Source organism: Rhizobium sp. UGM030330-04 (genome assembly GCF_003208455.1).
Classification (GTDB): domain Bacteria; phylum Pseudomonadota; class Alphaproteobacteria; order Rhizobiales; family Rhizobiaceae; genus Agrobacterium; species Agrobacterium rhizogenes_A.
In genome coordinates this window covers 34,324-50,700 of record NZ_QKML01000019.1, presented here as the reverse complement: position 1 = coordinate 50,700, position 16,377 = coordinate 34,324, and the positions used below count along the sequence as shown (strand labels likewise).

Sequence of the window (16,377 nt, the reverse complement as noted above, 5' to 3'; positions counted from 1 at the left end):
CAATATCAAAAACAAACGGAGGCAACTGAAATGAAAAATGCTCATCAGCGCCGCAAGGCCGCTCTCGTCGTCGGCATCGTTGCCGCCGGGATCGCATCGCTCTCGGGCACCGTCTTCGCGCAGGATGCGACGAAGGGCACCGTCAACATCGTCGGCTTCTCCGGCGTCTTTGCCGATAACTACCAGAAATTCATCATCGATGCCTTCAAGGCCAAACATCCGGGCATCGAGGTGAATTATCAGCAGAGCAAGAATTCGGCCGAAACGCTGGCGCTTCTCACCCTTCAGCGCGCCGAGCCGAAGGTCGATGTCGCCCTGATCGACGTTTCGGTGGCGATCAAGGCGAACAAGGAAGAGCTGTTCACCAAGCTTGATCCCGCCAGGGTGCCGAACCTTGCCGAACAGCCGGAATGGGCGCGCATCGATGACGACCGCGCCATCGCGTTTTCACAGGACAATCTCGCCATCCTCTATAATACCGAGGCGGTGAAGGAGCCGCCGACCAGCTGGGCCGATCTCGCCGATCCGAAATACAAGGGCAAGATTGCCGCCAAGCTTTCCGATACGCGCGGCGTCATTCTGCTGCCGATCCTCACCAAGCTGAAGGGCGGCGACTACAAGACCTCCATCGATCCGGGTATCGATTTCCTGAAGGAGATTGCGCCGAGCGTTTCGACCTTCGAGCCCGCACCGGATTGTTATGCGGTGGTGCAGAGCGGCGAAGTCGATCTTTCCATCTGCTGGAACGGCCGCGCGCAATATCTGCACGACACGCAGGGCGGCAAGATCGGGATCGCCCTGCCGAAGGAAGGCTCCATCGGCCAGACGAACACGATCGGTCTGGTTGAAGGCTCCGCCAACAAGGAGGCCGCCGAACTCTTCGTCAATTACGCGCTGAGCGCCGAGGCGCAGGCGACATTCGCCGAAAAGAGCTTCTATGGTCCGGTCAACGGCAAGGTTTCCCTGAGCGAACCCGTTGCCGCCCGCATCTATGGCAGCAAGGAAGCCCAGGCCGCGCAGTCTTCCCTCGACTGGAACTTCGTGGCGGACAAATATTCGGCGTGGATACAGCGGATCAACCGCGAGGTCATCGCGGCGAATTGAGACAGGAAGCAGAGGACGCCATGGCCGATCATCATGTCGAGATCGACAATCTCGTGAAGACCTATCCGGGCGCCCTCAAGCCCTCCGTGGATCACGTCAGCCTTTCCCTGCCGCGCGGGGAAATGCTGGCGCTGCTGGGGCCTTCCGGCTGCGGCAAGACGACGATCCTGCGCATGATCGCCGGCCTCATTCCGGTAACCTCGGGCGAAATCCGGCTGGATGGCCGCGATATTTCCGCAACCCCGGTGCACAGGCGCAATATGGGCATGGTCTTTCAGGCCTATGCCCTGTTCCCGCATATGAATGTCGCCGAAAACATCGCCTTCGGGCTGGAAATGCGCGGCGTTGCGAAGTCGGAGCGCAAGGAGCGGGTGGCGAAGGCGCTCGATCTGGTCAAGCTTTCCGGCTTCGGCGAAAGGCGCGTCTCCCAGCTTTCCGGCGGCCAGCAGCAGCGGGCGGCGATTGCCCGCTCGCTTGTCATCGAACCCGCTCTGCTGCTGTTCGATGAGCCGCTTTCCAATCTCGATGCCAAGCTGCGCGATGAAATGCGCGATGAAATCCGCGATATCCAGAACCGCACCGGTGTCACCAGCATTTTCGTCACCCATGATCAGGATGAGGCCCTTTCGATGGCCGACCGTCTCGCCGTCATGTCCGAAGGCCGGTTGGAGCAGATCGGCACGCCGCGCGAGATTTTCGACCGGCCGAAAACCGATTTCGTCGCTTCCTTCATCGGCGCCGGCTCGTTCCTTACGGGCACCGTGGTTGCGCCGGGCCGTGCGGAGATTCCCGGTCTCGGCTTCCTGCATTTCTCGGGCGCTGTCCCGGTCGGCCAGAAAGCGCGGTTTCTGGTTCGTCCGCATCGCTTTCTCCTTGGCGATGGCGTCAATGCTTTCTCCGGCATTGTCGAGCACGTCACCTATCGCGGGCAGATGCTGACGCTCGGCGTGCGCGCCGGCGATCATCGCCTTCAGGCCGACCTGCCCACCCATGCCGCCACTCTGCCGGCAAAGGGTGAGCGCGTGACGCTTTCCGTTGCGCCCGAGGATGTGACGCTGATCGGGGAGGCGGCCTGATGGCGGCGGCAAGCCATGCTTCCGGCGGCGGCACGTCGCATCGCGGCGTTTTGCTTCTCCTGCTTCTGCCCGGCCTCATCGCACTGCTGACGACGTTTCTGTTGCCGCTTATCTGGCTGGTGCGCGCGTCCTTCGCATCCTCGTCCATGGCCGCCCTTCGCGGCGGCGACTGGACGCTCGAATCCTACAGAACCGTGCTGTTCGACCCGTTTTACTGGAAGATCGCCTGGAACACGCTTTATCTCGGGGTGAATGTCGCCATTTTCGCGGTCGTTCTTTCCTATCCCATCGCGCTTTTCCTCGCCCGCACCCAAAGCCGCTGGCGCGGGGTGCTGACAGCGCTTGCCGTCGCGCCGCTTCTCACCTCCTCGGTGGTGCGTACCTATGGCTGGATGGTCATTCTGGGGGATCGGGGCGTCATCAACACGGCGCTGCAATCCTCCGGGCTGACGGACGGTGTCATACGGCTCACCAATAACTATTTCGGCGCGACCGTCGCGCTGATCGAAATCCTGATGCCCTATGCGATCCTGGCGATGCTGAGCGGTTTCGGCCGGTTGAACACGCAGCTGGAGGAAGCCGCCGCCATGCTCGGCGCGAACCGCCTGCGCGTGTTCACCCGCATCGTGCTGCCGCTTTCGCTGCCCGGCGTTCTCACCGCAGCGCTTCTCGTCTTCGTGCTGGCGATTTCCTCCTTCGTCACGCCGCGCCTGATGGGCGGCGGCCGCGTTTTCGTCATCGGTACGGAGGTTTATAACGAAGCGACGGTGACGCTGAACTGGCCGCTGGCGGCTGCACTTTCGGTGCTGCTGCTCGTGCTGTTCGGCAGCGTGATCGTGATTTATCAGCGCGCCATGCGCGCGCTTGAGACGTGAGGCCGGGCCATGGACACAAAATTCGGACGCCTCGCCCACGCGCTTCTGCTGACACTGCTTTACCTGTTTCTTCTGGCGCCGATCATCGTCGTCCTGATCATTTCCTTCGATACGCGGCAATATCTGGCTTTTCCGCCGGAGAGCCTGTCCTTCGGCTCCTATGCCAAGGTTTTCGCCAATGCCAAATTCATCTCTGCCTTCTGGCGCAGCCTCGGCATCGGCCTGCTTGTCGGTTTCGTCTCGATCTTTGCGGGGCTGCTTCTGTCGCTGGCGCTCTCACGGCACGAATTCCGCGGCAAGGGCGCGATCAATTTCCTCATCCTCGCACCCTTCCTCGTGCCGCATATCGTGCTCGCCGTCGGCGTGATGCTGGTGCTTGGGCCGCTCGGCCTGCTGGACAGCTATACCGGCATTTTCCTCGCGCATCTCGGCATCACCACGCCCTATACGGTGCGCACCATCACCATGAGCCTGATGGCGGTGGATCGCCGTATCGAGGAGGCGGCGCGCGTTCACGGCGCATCGCCCGCCATGGTGCTGTGGCGCATCACCCTGCCGCTGGTCCGGCCCGGCCTCATCGCCGGTGCCGTCATCGCCTTCCTGATTTCTTTCGACGAGGCGACGATCTCGCTTTTCATCGTCTCGGTCAAATCCTCGACGCTGCCGACCGAAATCTACCATTATCTGGAATATTCCACCGATCCGCAGATTGCCGCTCTGTCCGTCATCCTCATCCTGATTTCGGTTGTGGTGGTGGTGGCGGTCGAGCGGCTGATCGGGCTGCGCAAGGTGCTGTGACATGACGATGGTGAAAGTGGCAGCCGGTACATTGCGGGGCAGTCTGGAAAACGGAATTCACGCCTTTCTCGGTGTGCCCTATGCCGCGCCCGTCACGTCCGAACGCCGCTTCGAAGCGCCGCAGCCCGTGTCGCCATGGCAGGGCGTGCGGGACGCGACCCGGCTTGGCCCAGTCTGTCCGCAAATTCCCACTTACGGCCCGGTGGGCGCTGCCGCGACCTCGAAACTGGCCTTCGGCGAGGATTTCCTCACCGTCAATATCCGCACGCCCGATCCGGCGGGCAGGGCGCCGGTGCTGTTCTGGATCCATGGCGGCGGTTATGCGGTCGGTTCGGCCAATGAACCGGTGCTGCAGAGCGGCGCTTTCGCGGCCAGCGGCATTGTCGAGGTCACGGTCAATTACCGCCTGGGTGCGCTCGGTTTCCTTCATGTCGAAGGCAAGCCCGACAATCGCGGTCTGCTCGATCTTGTCGCAGCACTCGGATGGGTGCGCGACAATGTTGCCGCCTTCGGAGGTGATCCCGATCGGGTGACGCTGGCGGGGCGCTCGGCGGGCGGCTTCGCGGTCGCGACGCTGATGGCCATGCCGCAAGCCCAGGGGCTTTTCCATCGGGCCATGCCGCAAAGCGGGGCAAGTACGGGGGTCGCCTGCATGGAGGATGCCGGGAAGCTGAGGCAGCGGTTTCTGGCGGTTGCCAATACCGGCGATGCCGCGCTTGAGGCCCTGCCCATGCACCGGCTGCTCGAAATCCAGCGCGATCTCTGCAACCAGTCCTATGAACAGCACGATTTTGCCCGAGACGGAGCGGCGTCGATGCTCGGTGTGCCTTTTGTTCCGGTCATCGATGGCGTGAGCCTGCCGGAACATCCTGAAACCGCCGCGCATATGGGGCGCACCGCCGCCGTGCCGATGATGATCGGCTGTACGACGGGGGAATATGTCACCCACGGGACAGCGCAGCCAGAGATGGATTTCGTGCTCTGTGCGGAGCTTCTGCATGAACGCGTGCTGCCCTGCGGTTTTAGCGGTTCCGGCATTGTCGAACGTTATCGCCGCATCCTGCCGAACCATAGTCCTCGCGGCATATGGCGGGCGGTGGCCGGCGATCTGGTCTTCCAGCTTCCAGCCATTCGTTTTGCCAAGCTGCATGCCCGTTTCAATCCTGTCTATAAATATCTCTACGGCTCGCTGGGTGCCGATGAACTGGGCGCGCCACACGGGGCGGAGGTTGGCCCGGTCTGGTATCGCGGTGGCTTCGACTGCCGCGAGTTGCCTCAGCGTCAGCGGGTGGCGGACGCGGGTTTTGCAACAGCGATCCACGATCTGTGGGCCTCATTTATAAAGGATGAGCGGCCCGCCGCTCCGAATGGTGAGTGGCCGCTTTATCGTGCCGAAAAACCAATGGTTCTGCGAGCGGGTCCGGTGGGGTTTGGCGTTACTATCGACCCCTTTGACGGGCGTGAGGCGCTTTGGCTGGAGACCGGCGAACCGGCTGGCCATTGAGATCGCGGGCCGGTATAGCGCGTTGATGATACGGAAGAAGCACATGTCTCGGGGCGGAGTGGAAAATGGTATCTGACTATCTCGATACACGGCAGCTCGAAGCTTTCGTGGCCGTGGTTTCGATCGGTAGCATAACGGGAGCGGCAAAGGCGCTGGGCAAGTCTCAACCCGTCGTGACGCGTCTCATTCAGGACCTTGAAAGCGAAATCGGGTTTGCGCTGCTGCATCGCAATGGCCCCCGCATCAACCCCACCGAAAAGGGCGTGGCTTTTTTTGCCCAGGCGGAACTGTTCCTCGGGGGCCTTAGAACAATCAGCGAAAGCGCGAGGCGCATTCAGGCCGCGCGTCGCACAGCCATCGAGGTGGCAGCCATCCCGGCGATTGCATCCAGCCTTTTGCCAAGGGCGCTGGCCGCCTTGCCGGTGGACCGGTTTCCCGATCATGTGCATCTGCAAAGCATCTCCTCGGAAAATGTCGTTCAGGCCGTTATGGCGGGCACGGCGGATCTGGGCGCGGTCAGCCTTCCGCTCGATAATCCCGGCATTGACATCCACTGGCTGGGCGAAGTACCGTGCGTGGCCGTGGTGGCGCAGGATCATCCCCTGGCGCAAAAGGCGATGATTTCCGCGGAAGACCTTGCCGGGAACCGGCTTATCGCTTCAGCAAACCCCTTCCGCCTCCGCATGCGGATTAACAATGTACTCTCCAGTCTCGGCGTAGACCTTTCGTCCGTGATCGACAGCAACGCCACCTATGTTTCCCTCTCGCTGGCGCGCATGGGGATCGGTGTCGCAATAGTCGAATCGATCACCCTCTGGGGTCTGCCGGTGGAGGGTGTCCGCGTTCTGCCTCTCTCATTCCACATACCGTTCCAGTGGGGCCTCGTAACGGCGGCTGGCCGGCCGGTCATCTTCGAAGTGGAGCAACTGGTGGCCACAGCCAGACGAATGGCGGCAGATATTCCGCATGCGGTGGTGTACGACAAAATCTCGCAGGTCCAATTGTTCGACTGAATTTTCTTGGATAATTGACGCGGCCGGTCGCGCGTGATGCCGAAGGAGCGTTGCTCCCAGCTTCAGCGTTGATCAGAATATTTCCAAGACCGTATCTCGTACTGCGAGATCACCAGCAATGTCGCCTCGCCGATGTTGCTGGTCGCGACCCTCCCTTCCGCTCCGATCTGAATGGCAATGGTCAATTCCGGGCATGAGGCTCCCGACGTTGCGTTGAAACGCAGCCTTGCAAGACTACCTTCCCCAAAGTCGGGTCACTTTGGAACATGCATCTTTTGAAGCCATGAAATGGATGGGAATTACAAATTGACTGCCAATGAGGCAGGCCATGAACATATTGGGCGTATGCGGCGGTGTAAAACAACTGTCCCGCACGGCACGCGTGGGTCTCGGATATCATGGCTTCGATCGAGAGGCGTGCAGACGTCGCCGTGGATACGATAGATCTGGCTGTAGCGGCACGATATCCCTTTGAGTACTGGCTGGAGAGGCCGTCACCGCATCTCTTTTTGATTGTTTTCAACGAGGTCCAGCGTTGGTCTTCGCTACGCCACTTTCAAAATGTATTTTTAAATTGCACCTAATGTGTACTTTAAGTACACAATCGCTTGACGTTCCGTTTTCCCCGTGCAATCTTCGCTTCATCAACATCAGGAAGCTCGGAGTTACGCGATGGCGAAGACCGTTAAGAGCAGTCTCTATGAGGATCTGAAGCGGCAGATTCTGACGATGGAGCTCGATCCGGACGCGGATCTCGATGAAGTGTCCCTGAGCGAACATTACGGCCTGTCCCGGACGCCGGTGCGTGACATTTTTCGTCGGCTGGCCGGCGAGGGATATATCGATATTCGTGAGAACCGGGGCGCGCGTGTCATCCCGATGAACCACACGACGCTTCGCAACTTCTTCCAGGTCGCGCCGATGATTTATGCCGCGATCGGGCGGTTGGCGGTGCAGAATTTCAAGCCGGTCCAGCTTGCCGACCTGAAGGAGACCCAGGAGCGGTTCCGCAAAGCCAGCGGCGACGAGGATGCGCTGGGCATGGTTCTGCAGAACAATCGCTTCCACGAGATTTTCGGCGAAATGTCGGCCAACGCCTATCTTCAGCCGAGCCTTGGCCGTCTTCTCATCGATCACGCGCGCATCGGTCACACATTCTTTCGGCCCCGGAATCAGGACATGAAACGGCGCCTGCAATTGGCGGTCGAACATCATGACAGTTTCATCGAGGCACTCAGCGCTCACGACGAGGATGCAGTCGTCGACCTCGTTTTCGAACATTGGGAGCTGTCGCGCGAGAACATGGAAATGTTCATCGCGCCGCAGGGGATCAAGGCCGATGCGGTTCTCGGTGGTCCGACCATGCAATCACTGGAGAAGTCATCGTGAAGTTTGAGGGGATTTACACGCCGGCGATAACGCCGCTCGACGAAAGTGGACAGATCGACCGGAAAGCATTTGCCGCGGTTCTGGAATCGCTGATCGAAGCGGGCGTTCACGGCATCATTGTCGGCGGTTCCACCGGTGAATATTATGCCCAGACAAGTCAGGAGCGCTTCGAGCTTGCGGCCCACGCCAAGCAGGTCATCGGCGCCCGGCTGCCTCTGATCATCGGGACCGGCGCGACGCGGACGGAAGATTCCGTTGAATATGCCAAGGCGGCCAAAGAGATCGGCGCCGATGCAATTCTGGTTTCGACCCCACCCTACGCGCTGCCGACCGAGCGCGAGAACGCGGTTCACGCGCTTGCCGTCGACCGCGCCGCCAATCTGCCGATCATGCTCTACAATTATCCGGCACGCATGGGCGTGATGATGGGTGAGGAATATTTCTCGCGCGTCGGCAAGTCCCGGAATGTCGTCGCCATCAAGGAAAGCTCCGGCGAGATGGCGAACCTTCATCTGCTTGCCCGGAAGTTCCCGCATATCGCCCTGTCCTGCGGCTGGGACGATCAGGCGCTGGAATTCTTCGCCTGGGGCGCGAGAAGCTGGGTCTGCGCCGGCTCGAATTTCCTGCCGAAAGAACATGTCGCGCTCTATGAGGCCTGCGTCATCGAAAAGAATTTCGACAAGGGGCGGGCGATCATGACCGCAATGCTGCCGCTCATGGATTTCCTTGAATGTGGCAAATTCGTTCAGTCGATCAAGCATGGTTGCGAGATCATTGGCCTCAAGTCGGGGCCGGTTCGCGCCCCGCTGCGTCCGCTCAATTCCGAAGAAAAACGAACCCTAGAAACGGTTGTCGCCACGCTGAAGCGCACCGTCGGCCAGATCACGTCGGGAGCCAATCGTCATGCATGAACCGTTGACCGCCGCCGAATACAAGGCGATTGCCGCCGATCTCCAGTTTCCGACGGGCGCTTTTATCGATGGCGCATTCCGTCCGGCCAGTTCCGGCAAGACATTCAAGACCAAGAACCCGGCAAACGGCGAAACGCTTGCAAAGATTGCGGCATGCGACAGCACGGATGTCGATCTCGCGGTTCTCAAGGCACGCGATGCATTCGATGACGGTCGCTGGCGTCTGCAACATCCGGGCGAGCGCAAGACCGTACTCCTCAGGCTCGCAAAGCTTATCGAAGAGAACCGTCACGAGCTGGCGGTCATGGAAAGTCTCGATAGTGGCAAGCCGGTGCGCGAGTGCCAGACGGTCGATATTCCCGACACCATTCATACGTTGCGCTGGCACGCCGAGCTGATCGACAAGCTCTACGACAACACTGCCCCTGTCGGCTCCAATGCGCTGACCATGATCCTGCGCGAGCCGATCGGCGTCGTTGGATGTGTATTGCCATGGAACTTCCCGCTGCTGATGCTGGCCTGGAAGATCGGCCCGGCGCTGGCCGCCGGTTGTTCCGTCGTCGTCAAGCCGGCGGAAGACACGACACTCACCACGCTTCGGGTTGCGGAACTCGCGCATGAAGCCGGAATTCCGGCCGGTGTTTTCAATGTCGTCACCGGCAGCGGCAAGGATGTGGGCGAACCTCTCGGCATGCATATGGATGTCGACATGGTCGCTTTCACGGGTTCGACACCGACCGGGCGCCGCTTTCTGCGTTATGCCGCCGATTCCAACCTCAAGAAGGTCGTTCTCGAATGCGGAGGCAAGAACCCGGCCGTCGTTCTCGATGATGCCGAGGACCTTGATCTGGTTGCCGAGCAGGTCGTCAACGGCGCCTTCTGGAACATGGGCGAAAATTGCTCGGCCACCTCGCGCCTGATCGTCCATTCGAAGGTCAAGGACGATCTTCTGAACAGGATCGGCGCTTATCTGCGGGAGTGGAAAACAGGCGACCCGCTTGATCCGGAAAACCGCATCGGCGCGCTGGTCAACAAGGCGCATTTCGACAAGGTGACCTCGTTCCTTGAGGACGCCAGGGCGGAGAAACTCTCGGTCGTCCATGGCGGCGATACACAGAATGGCGCCTTTGTGGAGCCGACCGTTGTTGATGGCGTTACGCCGAAAAGCCGGCTGTTCCAGGAGGAAATCTTCGGTCCGATCCTGTCTGTGACGACGTTCAACACGCTGGCCGAGGCTGTCGCGCTCGCCAACGACACCAATTACGGACTGACGGCCTCGGTCTATACCGGCAGTCTGCGGCACGCCATAAAGCTGTCGCGTGAAATCCGTGCCGGCGTCGTCACCGTCAACTGCTTCGGGGAAGGTGACGCCAGCACGCCATTTGGTGGCTACAAGGAATCCGGTTTCGGTGGTCGCGACAAGTCGATCTTCGCCCATGACAATTACTGCGAGCTGAAAACGATCTGGATCGATGTTTCCGAGCGCTCCGTGGACGAGACGGTCAGATGACAACAGGAACCGTGAGACGTCTTCCAGTCGAAAACGGCGTCTCCGGTTGGGAGGCGATCAGCCAGCGCCCTTTCCCGCTTAAAAAGCTTGAAAGCGCCGTATCGGCAGATTGGCTGGTTATCGGCGCGGGTTTTGCCGGCCTTTCGGCGGCCCGGCGTCTGCAGGCGCTTCGCCCCGGTGAAAAAATCGTGCTGGTGGATGCGGGTGAAATCGGCAAGGGCACGTCAGGCCGTAATTCCGGTTTCATGATCGATGTTCCGCATAATCTTTCCGCAAGCGAATATTCCAGCGGCGGAGCCGAGGCGACGCGGGTGGAGATGGCGCAGAACCGCTTTGCCATCGCTTTCGCGAAAGACGCGGCGCAGGACTATGGAATGTCGCGCGAGACCTTCGATCCGGCCGGCAAGACCAATGCGGCGGCCACCCGGCGCGGCATGAAGCTGAACGAGAATTTTGGCCAGTCGCTGAAGGCGGCCGGTGAGAAACACCTGTTTCTCGACGCACAGGAAATGCGGGAACTTACCGGGTCAAGCTATTATCTCGGCGGGCTCTATACGCCGGGAACAGTGCTGATCCAGCCCGCCGATTATGTGCGCCAGTTCGCCGCCGGCCTTGCGGACAAGATCGAGATTTTCGAACGCTCGCCAGTCACATCGCTTACACGGAAGGATGGACGTTGGACTGCTTCGTCTCCTGCCGGATCGGTCAGTGCCACAAAGGTTATTCTCGGCGTCAACGGACATATCGACGATTTCGGCCATTTCGGCGGCCGGCTGATGCATATCTTCGCCTATGCCTCGATGACGGCCGGCTTCCCCGCTGGTGCGTCCGGCTCTTCGGCTTCCGGCCGGGATCGCTGGGCGCTGCTTCCCGCAGACGCGATGGGAGCAACCATTCGCAAGATTACCACCAATGGCGTTTCGCGGATCGTCATCCGCACGAAGTACACCTACGAGACGAAGGTTGCCGTTGGTGAGCACCGGATGGCCAGGATGAAAGAGGAACATCGCCGTTCGCTCGATGCCCGTTTCCCGGAACTGGCGCAGATCGGTTTCGAGCATAGCTGGGCCGGGCGTCTCTGCCTCAGCCGCAACCATGCGCCCGCCTTCGGCGAGGTGGAGGAGGGGCTGTTCTCCGCCTGCTGCGAGAACGGTCTTGGAACGGTAAAAAGCACTCTGGCCGGTATCATGGCCGCCGATCTTGCGACCGGGACGACATCCCCGGAACTCAGCCGATACATGGATCACCCGCAGCCTTCGCGAATACCGCCCGAGCCGTTTGCATGGCTGGGCATCAATGGCGTGATCCGATTGCAGGAATTGCGTGCAGGCCGCGAGGGGTGAACCTTCGCCGCGCAATAAGAGGCACGCGCCGGGCGCGGCTTCAATAAAGATGGGAACAAGAAACCAGGAGTAAGAGCGATGAAGACGATGTGGAAGGCGCTTTGCGCCGCCGCCATGATTGGAATGAGCATGCTTCCCGCCCGTGCGGAAGAAAAGACCATCAACATGGGCACGTTGTCCTGGGAGGATCTGACACCTATTACCGGTATCACCAAAAAGGTCCTTGAAGATTCCGGTTATACCGTGAAGGTCACCGAATTCTCCGAATGGGGCATCGCTTACGCCGCTCTCGCAAAGGGCGACATTCAGGTTCTGGCCTCGCAGACCGACTATGTGGCCCAGGATTACTGGAACAAGAACAAGAACCGCCTCGAGAAGATCTCGCCGGTTTCGCACGGTCTTTATCAGGGCATCGCGGTTCCGAAATACGTGCCGATCGACAGCCTCGAACAGCTCAATGAGAACAGCGACAAGTTCAGCGGCAAGATCATCGGTATCGAGCCGGGCTCCGGCCTGATGAAGGACGCGTCGAACGCCGTCAAGGACTACGGCATCAAGCTGCAATTGGTGGAAGGCAGCACCGCGGCCATGACGGCGGCGCTGAAGTCGGCCTATGACCGCAAGGAATGGATCGCGGTGACGGTCTGGGAACCGTCATGGATGGTCCAGAAATATGAAGTGAAATATCTCAAGGATCCGAAGGGCGTCTTCCCGCCGCCGCAGGGATATTACTGGATCGGCCAGAAGGGTTTCTCCGCCGATAATCCGCATGCCCGCGAAGTCATGGCCAGCGTCTACGTGCCGATTGCCGATATCACCGCGATCAATGGTGCGGTCAAAGACGGCAAGACCATGGACCAGGCCGTGCAGGACTGGATCGGCGCCCATGCCGACCTGATCAAGCGTTGGGAAAATATCAAGAAGAACTGATCGCGCAATGGCCGCCCGGCACCGGTCGGGCGGCTTTTGTCAAAGCAACCAGAGAAGCCAGCGTAATTGGCTCAAGGGAACCGCCATGAAAATCGACGCTGCTCAATCGAGCGAAATCCTGATCGACTGCCAGTCTCTCTGGAAGGTCTTCGGCGACAAGACGGGCGCCGCGATGCGATCGATTGCCGAACGCGGGCTTGGCAAGAAGGAAGTGTTACAGCAATTCAACTGCGTTGTCGGTGTGAACAATGCCAGCCTGCAGGTTCGGCGCGGCGAAATCTTCTGCATCATGGGCCTTTCAGGCAGTGGCAAGTCGACGCTGATCCGCATGCTGAACAAGCTCATTACGCCCAGCGCCGGCAAGGTGCTGGTCAAGGGACGGGACGTCGCTGCCCTGTCGCCGCCCGATCTGCGTGAAATGCGGGCGAAGAATATCGGTATGGTGTTTCAGAACGTAGCACTCCTGCCGCATCGAACGGTCCTTGAAAACGCTGCCTTCGGCCTTGAAGTTCAGGGCATATCAAAGACCGAGCGCAACAGCACGGCAAAGCAGGCTCTGGAGAAGGTTGGTCTGGCCGACTGGCTTGAGCGGTACCCGGCGGAACTGTCCGGCGGAATGCAGCAGCGTGTCGGTCTCGCGCGCGCTTTGGCTTCCGATCCCGAAATCATTCTCATGGACGAGCCCTTCAGCGCGCTTGACCCGCTGATCAGGCGGCAGCTGCAGGACGAATTCCGCCAGCTGACAAAGCAGCTCGGCAAGTCCGCAGTATTCATCACCCATGATCTCGATGAGGCGATCCGCATCGGCGACCGCATCGCGATCATGAAAGACGGTGCGATCATTCAGACCGGGACTGCCGAAGACATCATTCTCAATCCGGCGGATGATTATGTTGCGGAATTCGTGGCCGGTATTTCCCGTCTCCATCTGATCAAGGCGCATTCGGTCATGCACAGTGTCAGCGACTACAGGAAGGACCAACCGAATTCGGACCTTTCGACGCTGGTACGCACGACGCCGGACGCCGACATCGATGAGCTGATCTCGCTGACGATGCAGTCGGAACGCGATGCGATCGCCGTGGTCGATAACGAGCAGGTTGTCGGCATCGTCACCCCCCGCAGTCTCCTCATGGGCGTCAAGGGTTCCTCCAACAACGACCGCGCGGCGGCGTGATCTTTAGCTGGAGCTTCGTGAAATGGACACTTCAGGCTTCACAGACGCCTTCGATGAATGGACGGATGCAACGCTGGAATGGGCGAGCGAGAATGGCGAATCCCTTTTCGACTATGTCCGGCTGGTTCTCGAAGGTCTCTATAATGGTATTCTCTGGCTGCTGGAGCTGCCGCCTTTTTATCTGGTGGCGGTCATCGTGGCGCTGGTAGGCTGGCGGCTTGTCAATCGCTGGTTCGCGGTTCTGAGCGGCCTCGCTCTTGTTCTCTGTTACGCGATGGGTCTCTGGCCGGAAACCATGAGCACGCTGGCGCTGGTGCTGACCGCCACCGTGCTGGCGCTGGCCATCGGTATTCCGATCGGCATTGCGGCGGGTTTCTTCACCGCGCTCGACAGGTTCATGGAGCCGGGGCTGGACCTGATCCAGACATTGCCGCCCTATATTTATCTGCTGCCGGCCATTGCGCTTCTCGGATATGGCCCCGCCACGGCGCTGATCGCCACCGTTGTCGTCGCCATTCCCCCTGCGATCCGCCTGACCTCGCTCGGCATCAGAATGACACCAAACGAGTTTCTCGAGCTGGGCGAGGCAATCGGCATGACGCCGCGCAAGATGTTCTTCAAGATCCGCCTGCCGTTTGCGCTTCCGAGCATCATGGCCGGTGTCAACCAGAGCCTGATGATGGCCTTCGGCATGGTGGTGATCGCGGGCATCGTCGGTTCCGGCGGGCTTGGCGAGACGATCTATGGATCAATCCGTACGCTGGATATCGCCACATCGATCAACGGTGCGATTGCAATCGTCGTCCTGACGATGGTGCTTGATCGCATTACCCAGAGTGCCGCCCGTATCGGGGCAGGGAGGAAGTGATGGCTGATACAACCCTGCAGTTTTCACCCGGTGCCTTCCTGGCTCCGGCCGTCGACTGGCTCAACACCAACCTGCATCCGCTTTTTGCGGCAATTGGCTATGTGGTGGAGGCCGTCCTTTCGGCCCTTGAGGCGACGCTGCTTTCGGTACCGCCTTATGCGTTGATCGTGATTGTTTTTATCGCCGCGTTTTTTGCCGTCAGCGTCAGGGCGGCGATCCTTGCCGGCCTGTGTCTCGGTTTCTGCCTGCTCGTAGGTCTGTGGACGGCGTCGATGCAGACGGTGGCGCTGGTCACCGTCGCCGTCCTGATCTCGGTCACGATCGCATTTCCGATCGGCGTCCTGTGCTCCCGGCACAAGACGCTGGAAGCAATCGTCCGCCCGGTTCTCGACGTCATGCAGACGGTGCCGCCCTGGGTCTATCTGATCCCGGCGGTGATGATCTTCAGCCTCGGGCGCGTGCCGGCGATCATCGCGACGATTGTTTACGGTATCCCACCCATGCTGCGATTGACGACATTGGCTTTCAATCAGGTGCCGCGGGAATTCCTGGAGCTCGGGAGCGCCATCGGCGCTCATCCCCGCTCGGTGCTGTGGAAGATCGAAATTCCGCTCGCCAGACAGACGCTTCTCGTCGGGCTCAACCAGTGCATCCTTCTATCTCTGGCCATGGTGGTGCTTGCCGGTCTTGTCGGAGCGGGGGGGCTCGGCGCGGAAGTCACACGTGGTTTGACGCGAATGGAAATGGGTCTTGGCCTGCGTGCCGGCCTTGCGATTGTCGCCGTCGCACTTCTTCTCGATCGGCTGAGCCGCGGTCTGCTTGATCGTAACACGGTCGTGAGACCCGCACTGGATTGAGGAAAGCCCGTGAGACATTCGTTCTTTTGCATCGATGCCCATACCTGCGGAAATCCGGTCCGCCTCGTCGCAGCCGGTGGACCGATACTGCCGCATCTTCCAATGGGCGAGCGGCGGGAAATCTTCATTCGCGAGCATGACTGGGTCCGTCGGGCGCTGATGTTCGAGCCGAGGGGGCACGACATCATGTCGGGCGCCATCATCTATCCCGCGCATCGCGCCGATTGTGATTTCGCCGTCCTTTTCATTGAGGTCAGCGGCTGCCTGCCGATGTGCGGTGCCGGAACGATCGGGGTCGTCACCGCCGCCATTGAAGAAGGTCTGGTGAAACCTCGCACGCCGGGTGTCGTTGCAATCGAGACGCCCGCCGGCAGGGTCGATGTCACCTACACGATGAAGGATGGTTTCGTTGATGCGGTCCGGCTCCATAATGTCGCGAGCTACCTTCACCAAAGCGACATCGAGGTCGATGTCCCCGGTATCGGCCGGCTTGTCGTCGATATCGCTTATGGCGGCAATTTTTACGCCGTCATCGAGCCCCAGAAACACTGGGAAGGCTTCGAAGGAATGACCGCATCGCAAATTATCGAATACAGCCAGAAGCTTCGTCATTCTCTCAAGAGTGTTTGCGATCCCGTCCACCCCGATGACGAGCGCATCAGGGGCGTGCATCACGCCATCTGGTGTGATGTGCCTGTCGATAGCGGTGCCGATGGCCGGTCGGCGGTGTTTTATGGCGACAAGGCGATTGACAGATCTCCGGGCGGCACCGGCACATCCGCACGCTTGGCGCAGCTCCATGGAAAAGGACGCCTGCCGGTCGGTTCAACCTATAGAAACGAGAGCATCATCGGCACGATCTTCGAAGGGCGTGTCGAAAGCGCCGCAAATATCGGTCCCTTTGAAGGGATAATCCCAAGCATTGGCGCCTGGGCTCGCGTCATCGGACACAACACGATCTATGTCGATGATCGCGACCCGCTCGCCCACGGGTTTCAGATTTCGTGAATGGGTGAGGCAAC

General features: G+C 60.1%; 15 protein-coding genes. All 15 read left to right on the top strand.

What is annotated here, in order from left to right; all coding sequences use genetic code 11:
- The first annotated feature begins 30 nt into the window (after window positions 1-30).
- The 15 genes from N434_RS23365 (at window position 31) to N434_RS23295 (ending at window position 16,363) form a co-directional block, all read left to right on the top strand.
- Window positions 31-1,104, top strand: coding sequence for an ABC transporter substrate-binding protein (locus tag N434_RS23365; protein ID WP_110760492.1), 1,074 nt, complete (start codon window positions 31-33; stop codon window positions 1,102-1,104).
- Between the two features lie 20 nt (window positions 1,105-1,124).
- Window positions 1,125-2,180 (top strand): ABC transporter ATP-binding protein, encoded by a 1,056-nt coding sequence (locus tag N434_RS23360; RefSeq protein WP_110760491.1) that lies wholly within the window; start codon window positions 1,125-1,127, stop codon window positions 2,178-2,180.
- Window positions 2,180-3,055, top strand: coding sequence for an ABC transporter permease (locus tag N434_RS23355; RefSeq protein WP_020811707.1), 876 nt, complete (start codon window positions 2,180-2,182; stop codon window positions 3,053-3,055). The genes N434_RS23360 and N434_RS23355 overlap by 1 nt, the downstream gene beginning before the upstream one ends.
- A gap of 9 nt (window positions 3,056-3,064) precedes the next feature.
- Window positions 3,065-3,853, top strand: a complete 789-nt coding sequence (locus tag N434_RS23350) for an ABC transporter permease (RefSeq protein WP_110760490.1) — start codon at window positions 3,065-3,067, stop codon at window positions 3,851-3,853.
- A 1-nt stretch (window position 3,854) separates the two neighbouring features.
- Window positions 3,855-5,357: a carboxylesterase/lipase family protein gene (locus tag N434_RS23345; protein ID WP_110760489.1), complete on the top strand. Its 1,503-nt coding sequence runs from the start codon at window positions 3,855-3,857 to the stop codon at window positions 5,355-5,357.
- A gap of 65 nt (window positions 5,358-5,422) precedes the next feature.
- Entirely contained in the window at window positions 5,423-6,370 is a 948-nt protein-coding gene (locus tag N434_RS23340) for a LysR family transcriptional regulator (RefSeq protein ID WP_110760488.1), read from the top strand.
- Between the two features lie 672 nt (window positions 6,371-7,042).
- Entirely contained in the window at window positions 7,043-7,759 is a 717-nt protein-coding gene (locus tag N434_RS23335) for a GntR family transcriptional regulator (RefSeq protein WP_110760487.1), read from the top strand.
- Complete coding sequence (locus N434_RS23330; RefSeq protein WP_065116631.1) at window positions 7,756-8,670, top strand: dihydrodipicolinate synthase family protein; 915 nt, start codon at window positions 7,756-7,758, stop codon at window positions 8,668-8,670. The genes N434_RS23335 and N434_RS23330 overlap by 4 nt, the downstream gene beginning before the upstream one ends.
- Complete coding sequence (locus N434_RS23325) at window positions 8,663-10,180, top strand: aldehyde dehydrogenase (RefSeq protein ID WP_110760486.1); 1,518 nt, start codon at window positions 8,663-8,665, stop codon at window positions 10,178-10,180. The genes N434_RS23330 and N434_RS23325 overlap by 8 nt, the downstream gene beginning before the upstream one ends.
- On the top strand, window positions 10,177-11,523 hold the full coding sequence (locus tag N434_RS23320; RefSeq protein WP_110760485.1) for an NAD(P)/FAD-dependent oxidoreductase: 1,347 nt from the start codon (window positions 10,177-10,179) through the stop codon (window positions 11,521-11,523). The genes N434_RS23325 and N434_RS23320 overlap by 4 nt, the downstream gene beginning before the upstream one ends.
- Before the next feature lie 78 nt (window positions 11,524-11,601).
- The gene (locus N434_RS23315) at window positions 11,602-12,453 is read left to right on the top strand and encodes a glycine betaine ABC transporter substrate-binding protein (RefSeq protein ID WP_065116628.1); all 852 of its coding nucleotides are present in this window, start codon (window positions 11,602-11,604) and stop codon (window positions 12,451-12,453) included.
- 85 nt (window positions 12,454-12,538) lie between these two features.
- A complete protein-coding gene (locus tag N434_RS23310) occupies window positions 12,539-13,630 on the top strand; it encodes a quaternary amine ABC transporter ATP-binding protein (RefSeq protein WP_110760484.1) in 1,092 nt (363 codons plus the stop codon).
- Window positions 13,631-13,652: 22 nt separating this feature from the next.
- Complete coding sequence (locus tag N434_RS23305; RefSeq protein ID WP_110760483.1) at window positions 13,653-14,498, top strand: ABC transporter permease; 846 nt, start codon at window positions 13,653-13,655, stop codon at window positions 14,496-14,498.
- Entirely contained in the window at window positions 14,498-15,355 is an 858-nt protein-coding gene (locus N434_RS23300) for an ABC transporter permease (RefSeq protein ID WP_110760482.1), read from the top strand. Before N434_RS23305 ends, N434_RS23300 begins: the two co-directional genes overlap by 1 nt.
- 9 nt (window positions 15,356-15,364) lie before the next feature.
- Window positions 15,365-16,363 (top strand): 4-hydroxyproline epimerase, encoded by a 999-nt coding sequence (locus tag N434_RS23295; RefSeq protein WP_110760481.1) that lies wholly within the window; start codon window positions 15,365-15,367, stop codon window positions 16,361-16,363.
- Window positions 16,364-16,377: the final 14 nt, after the last annotated feature.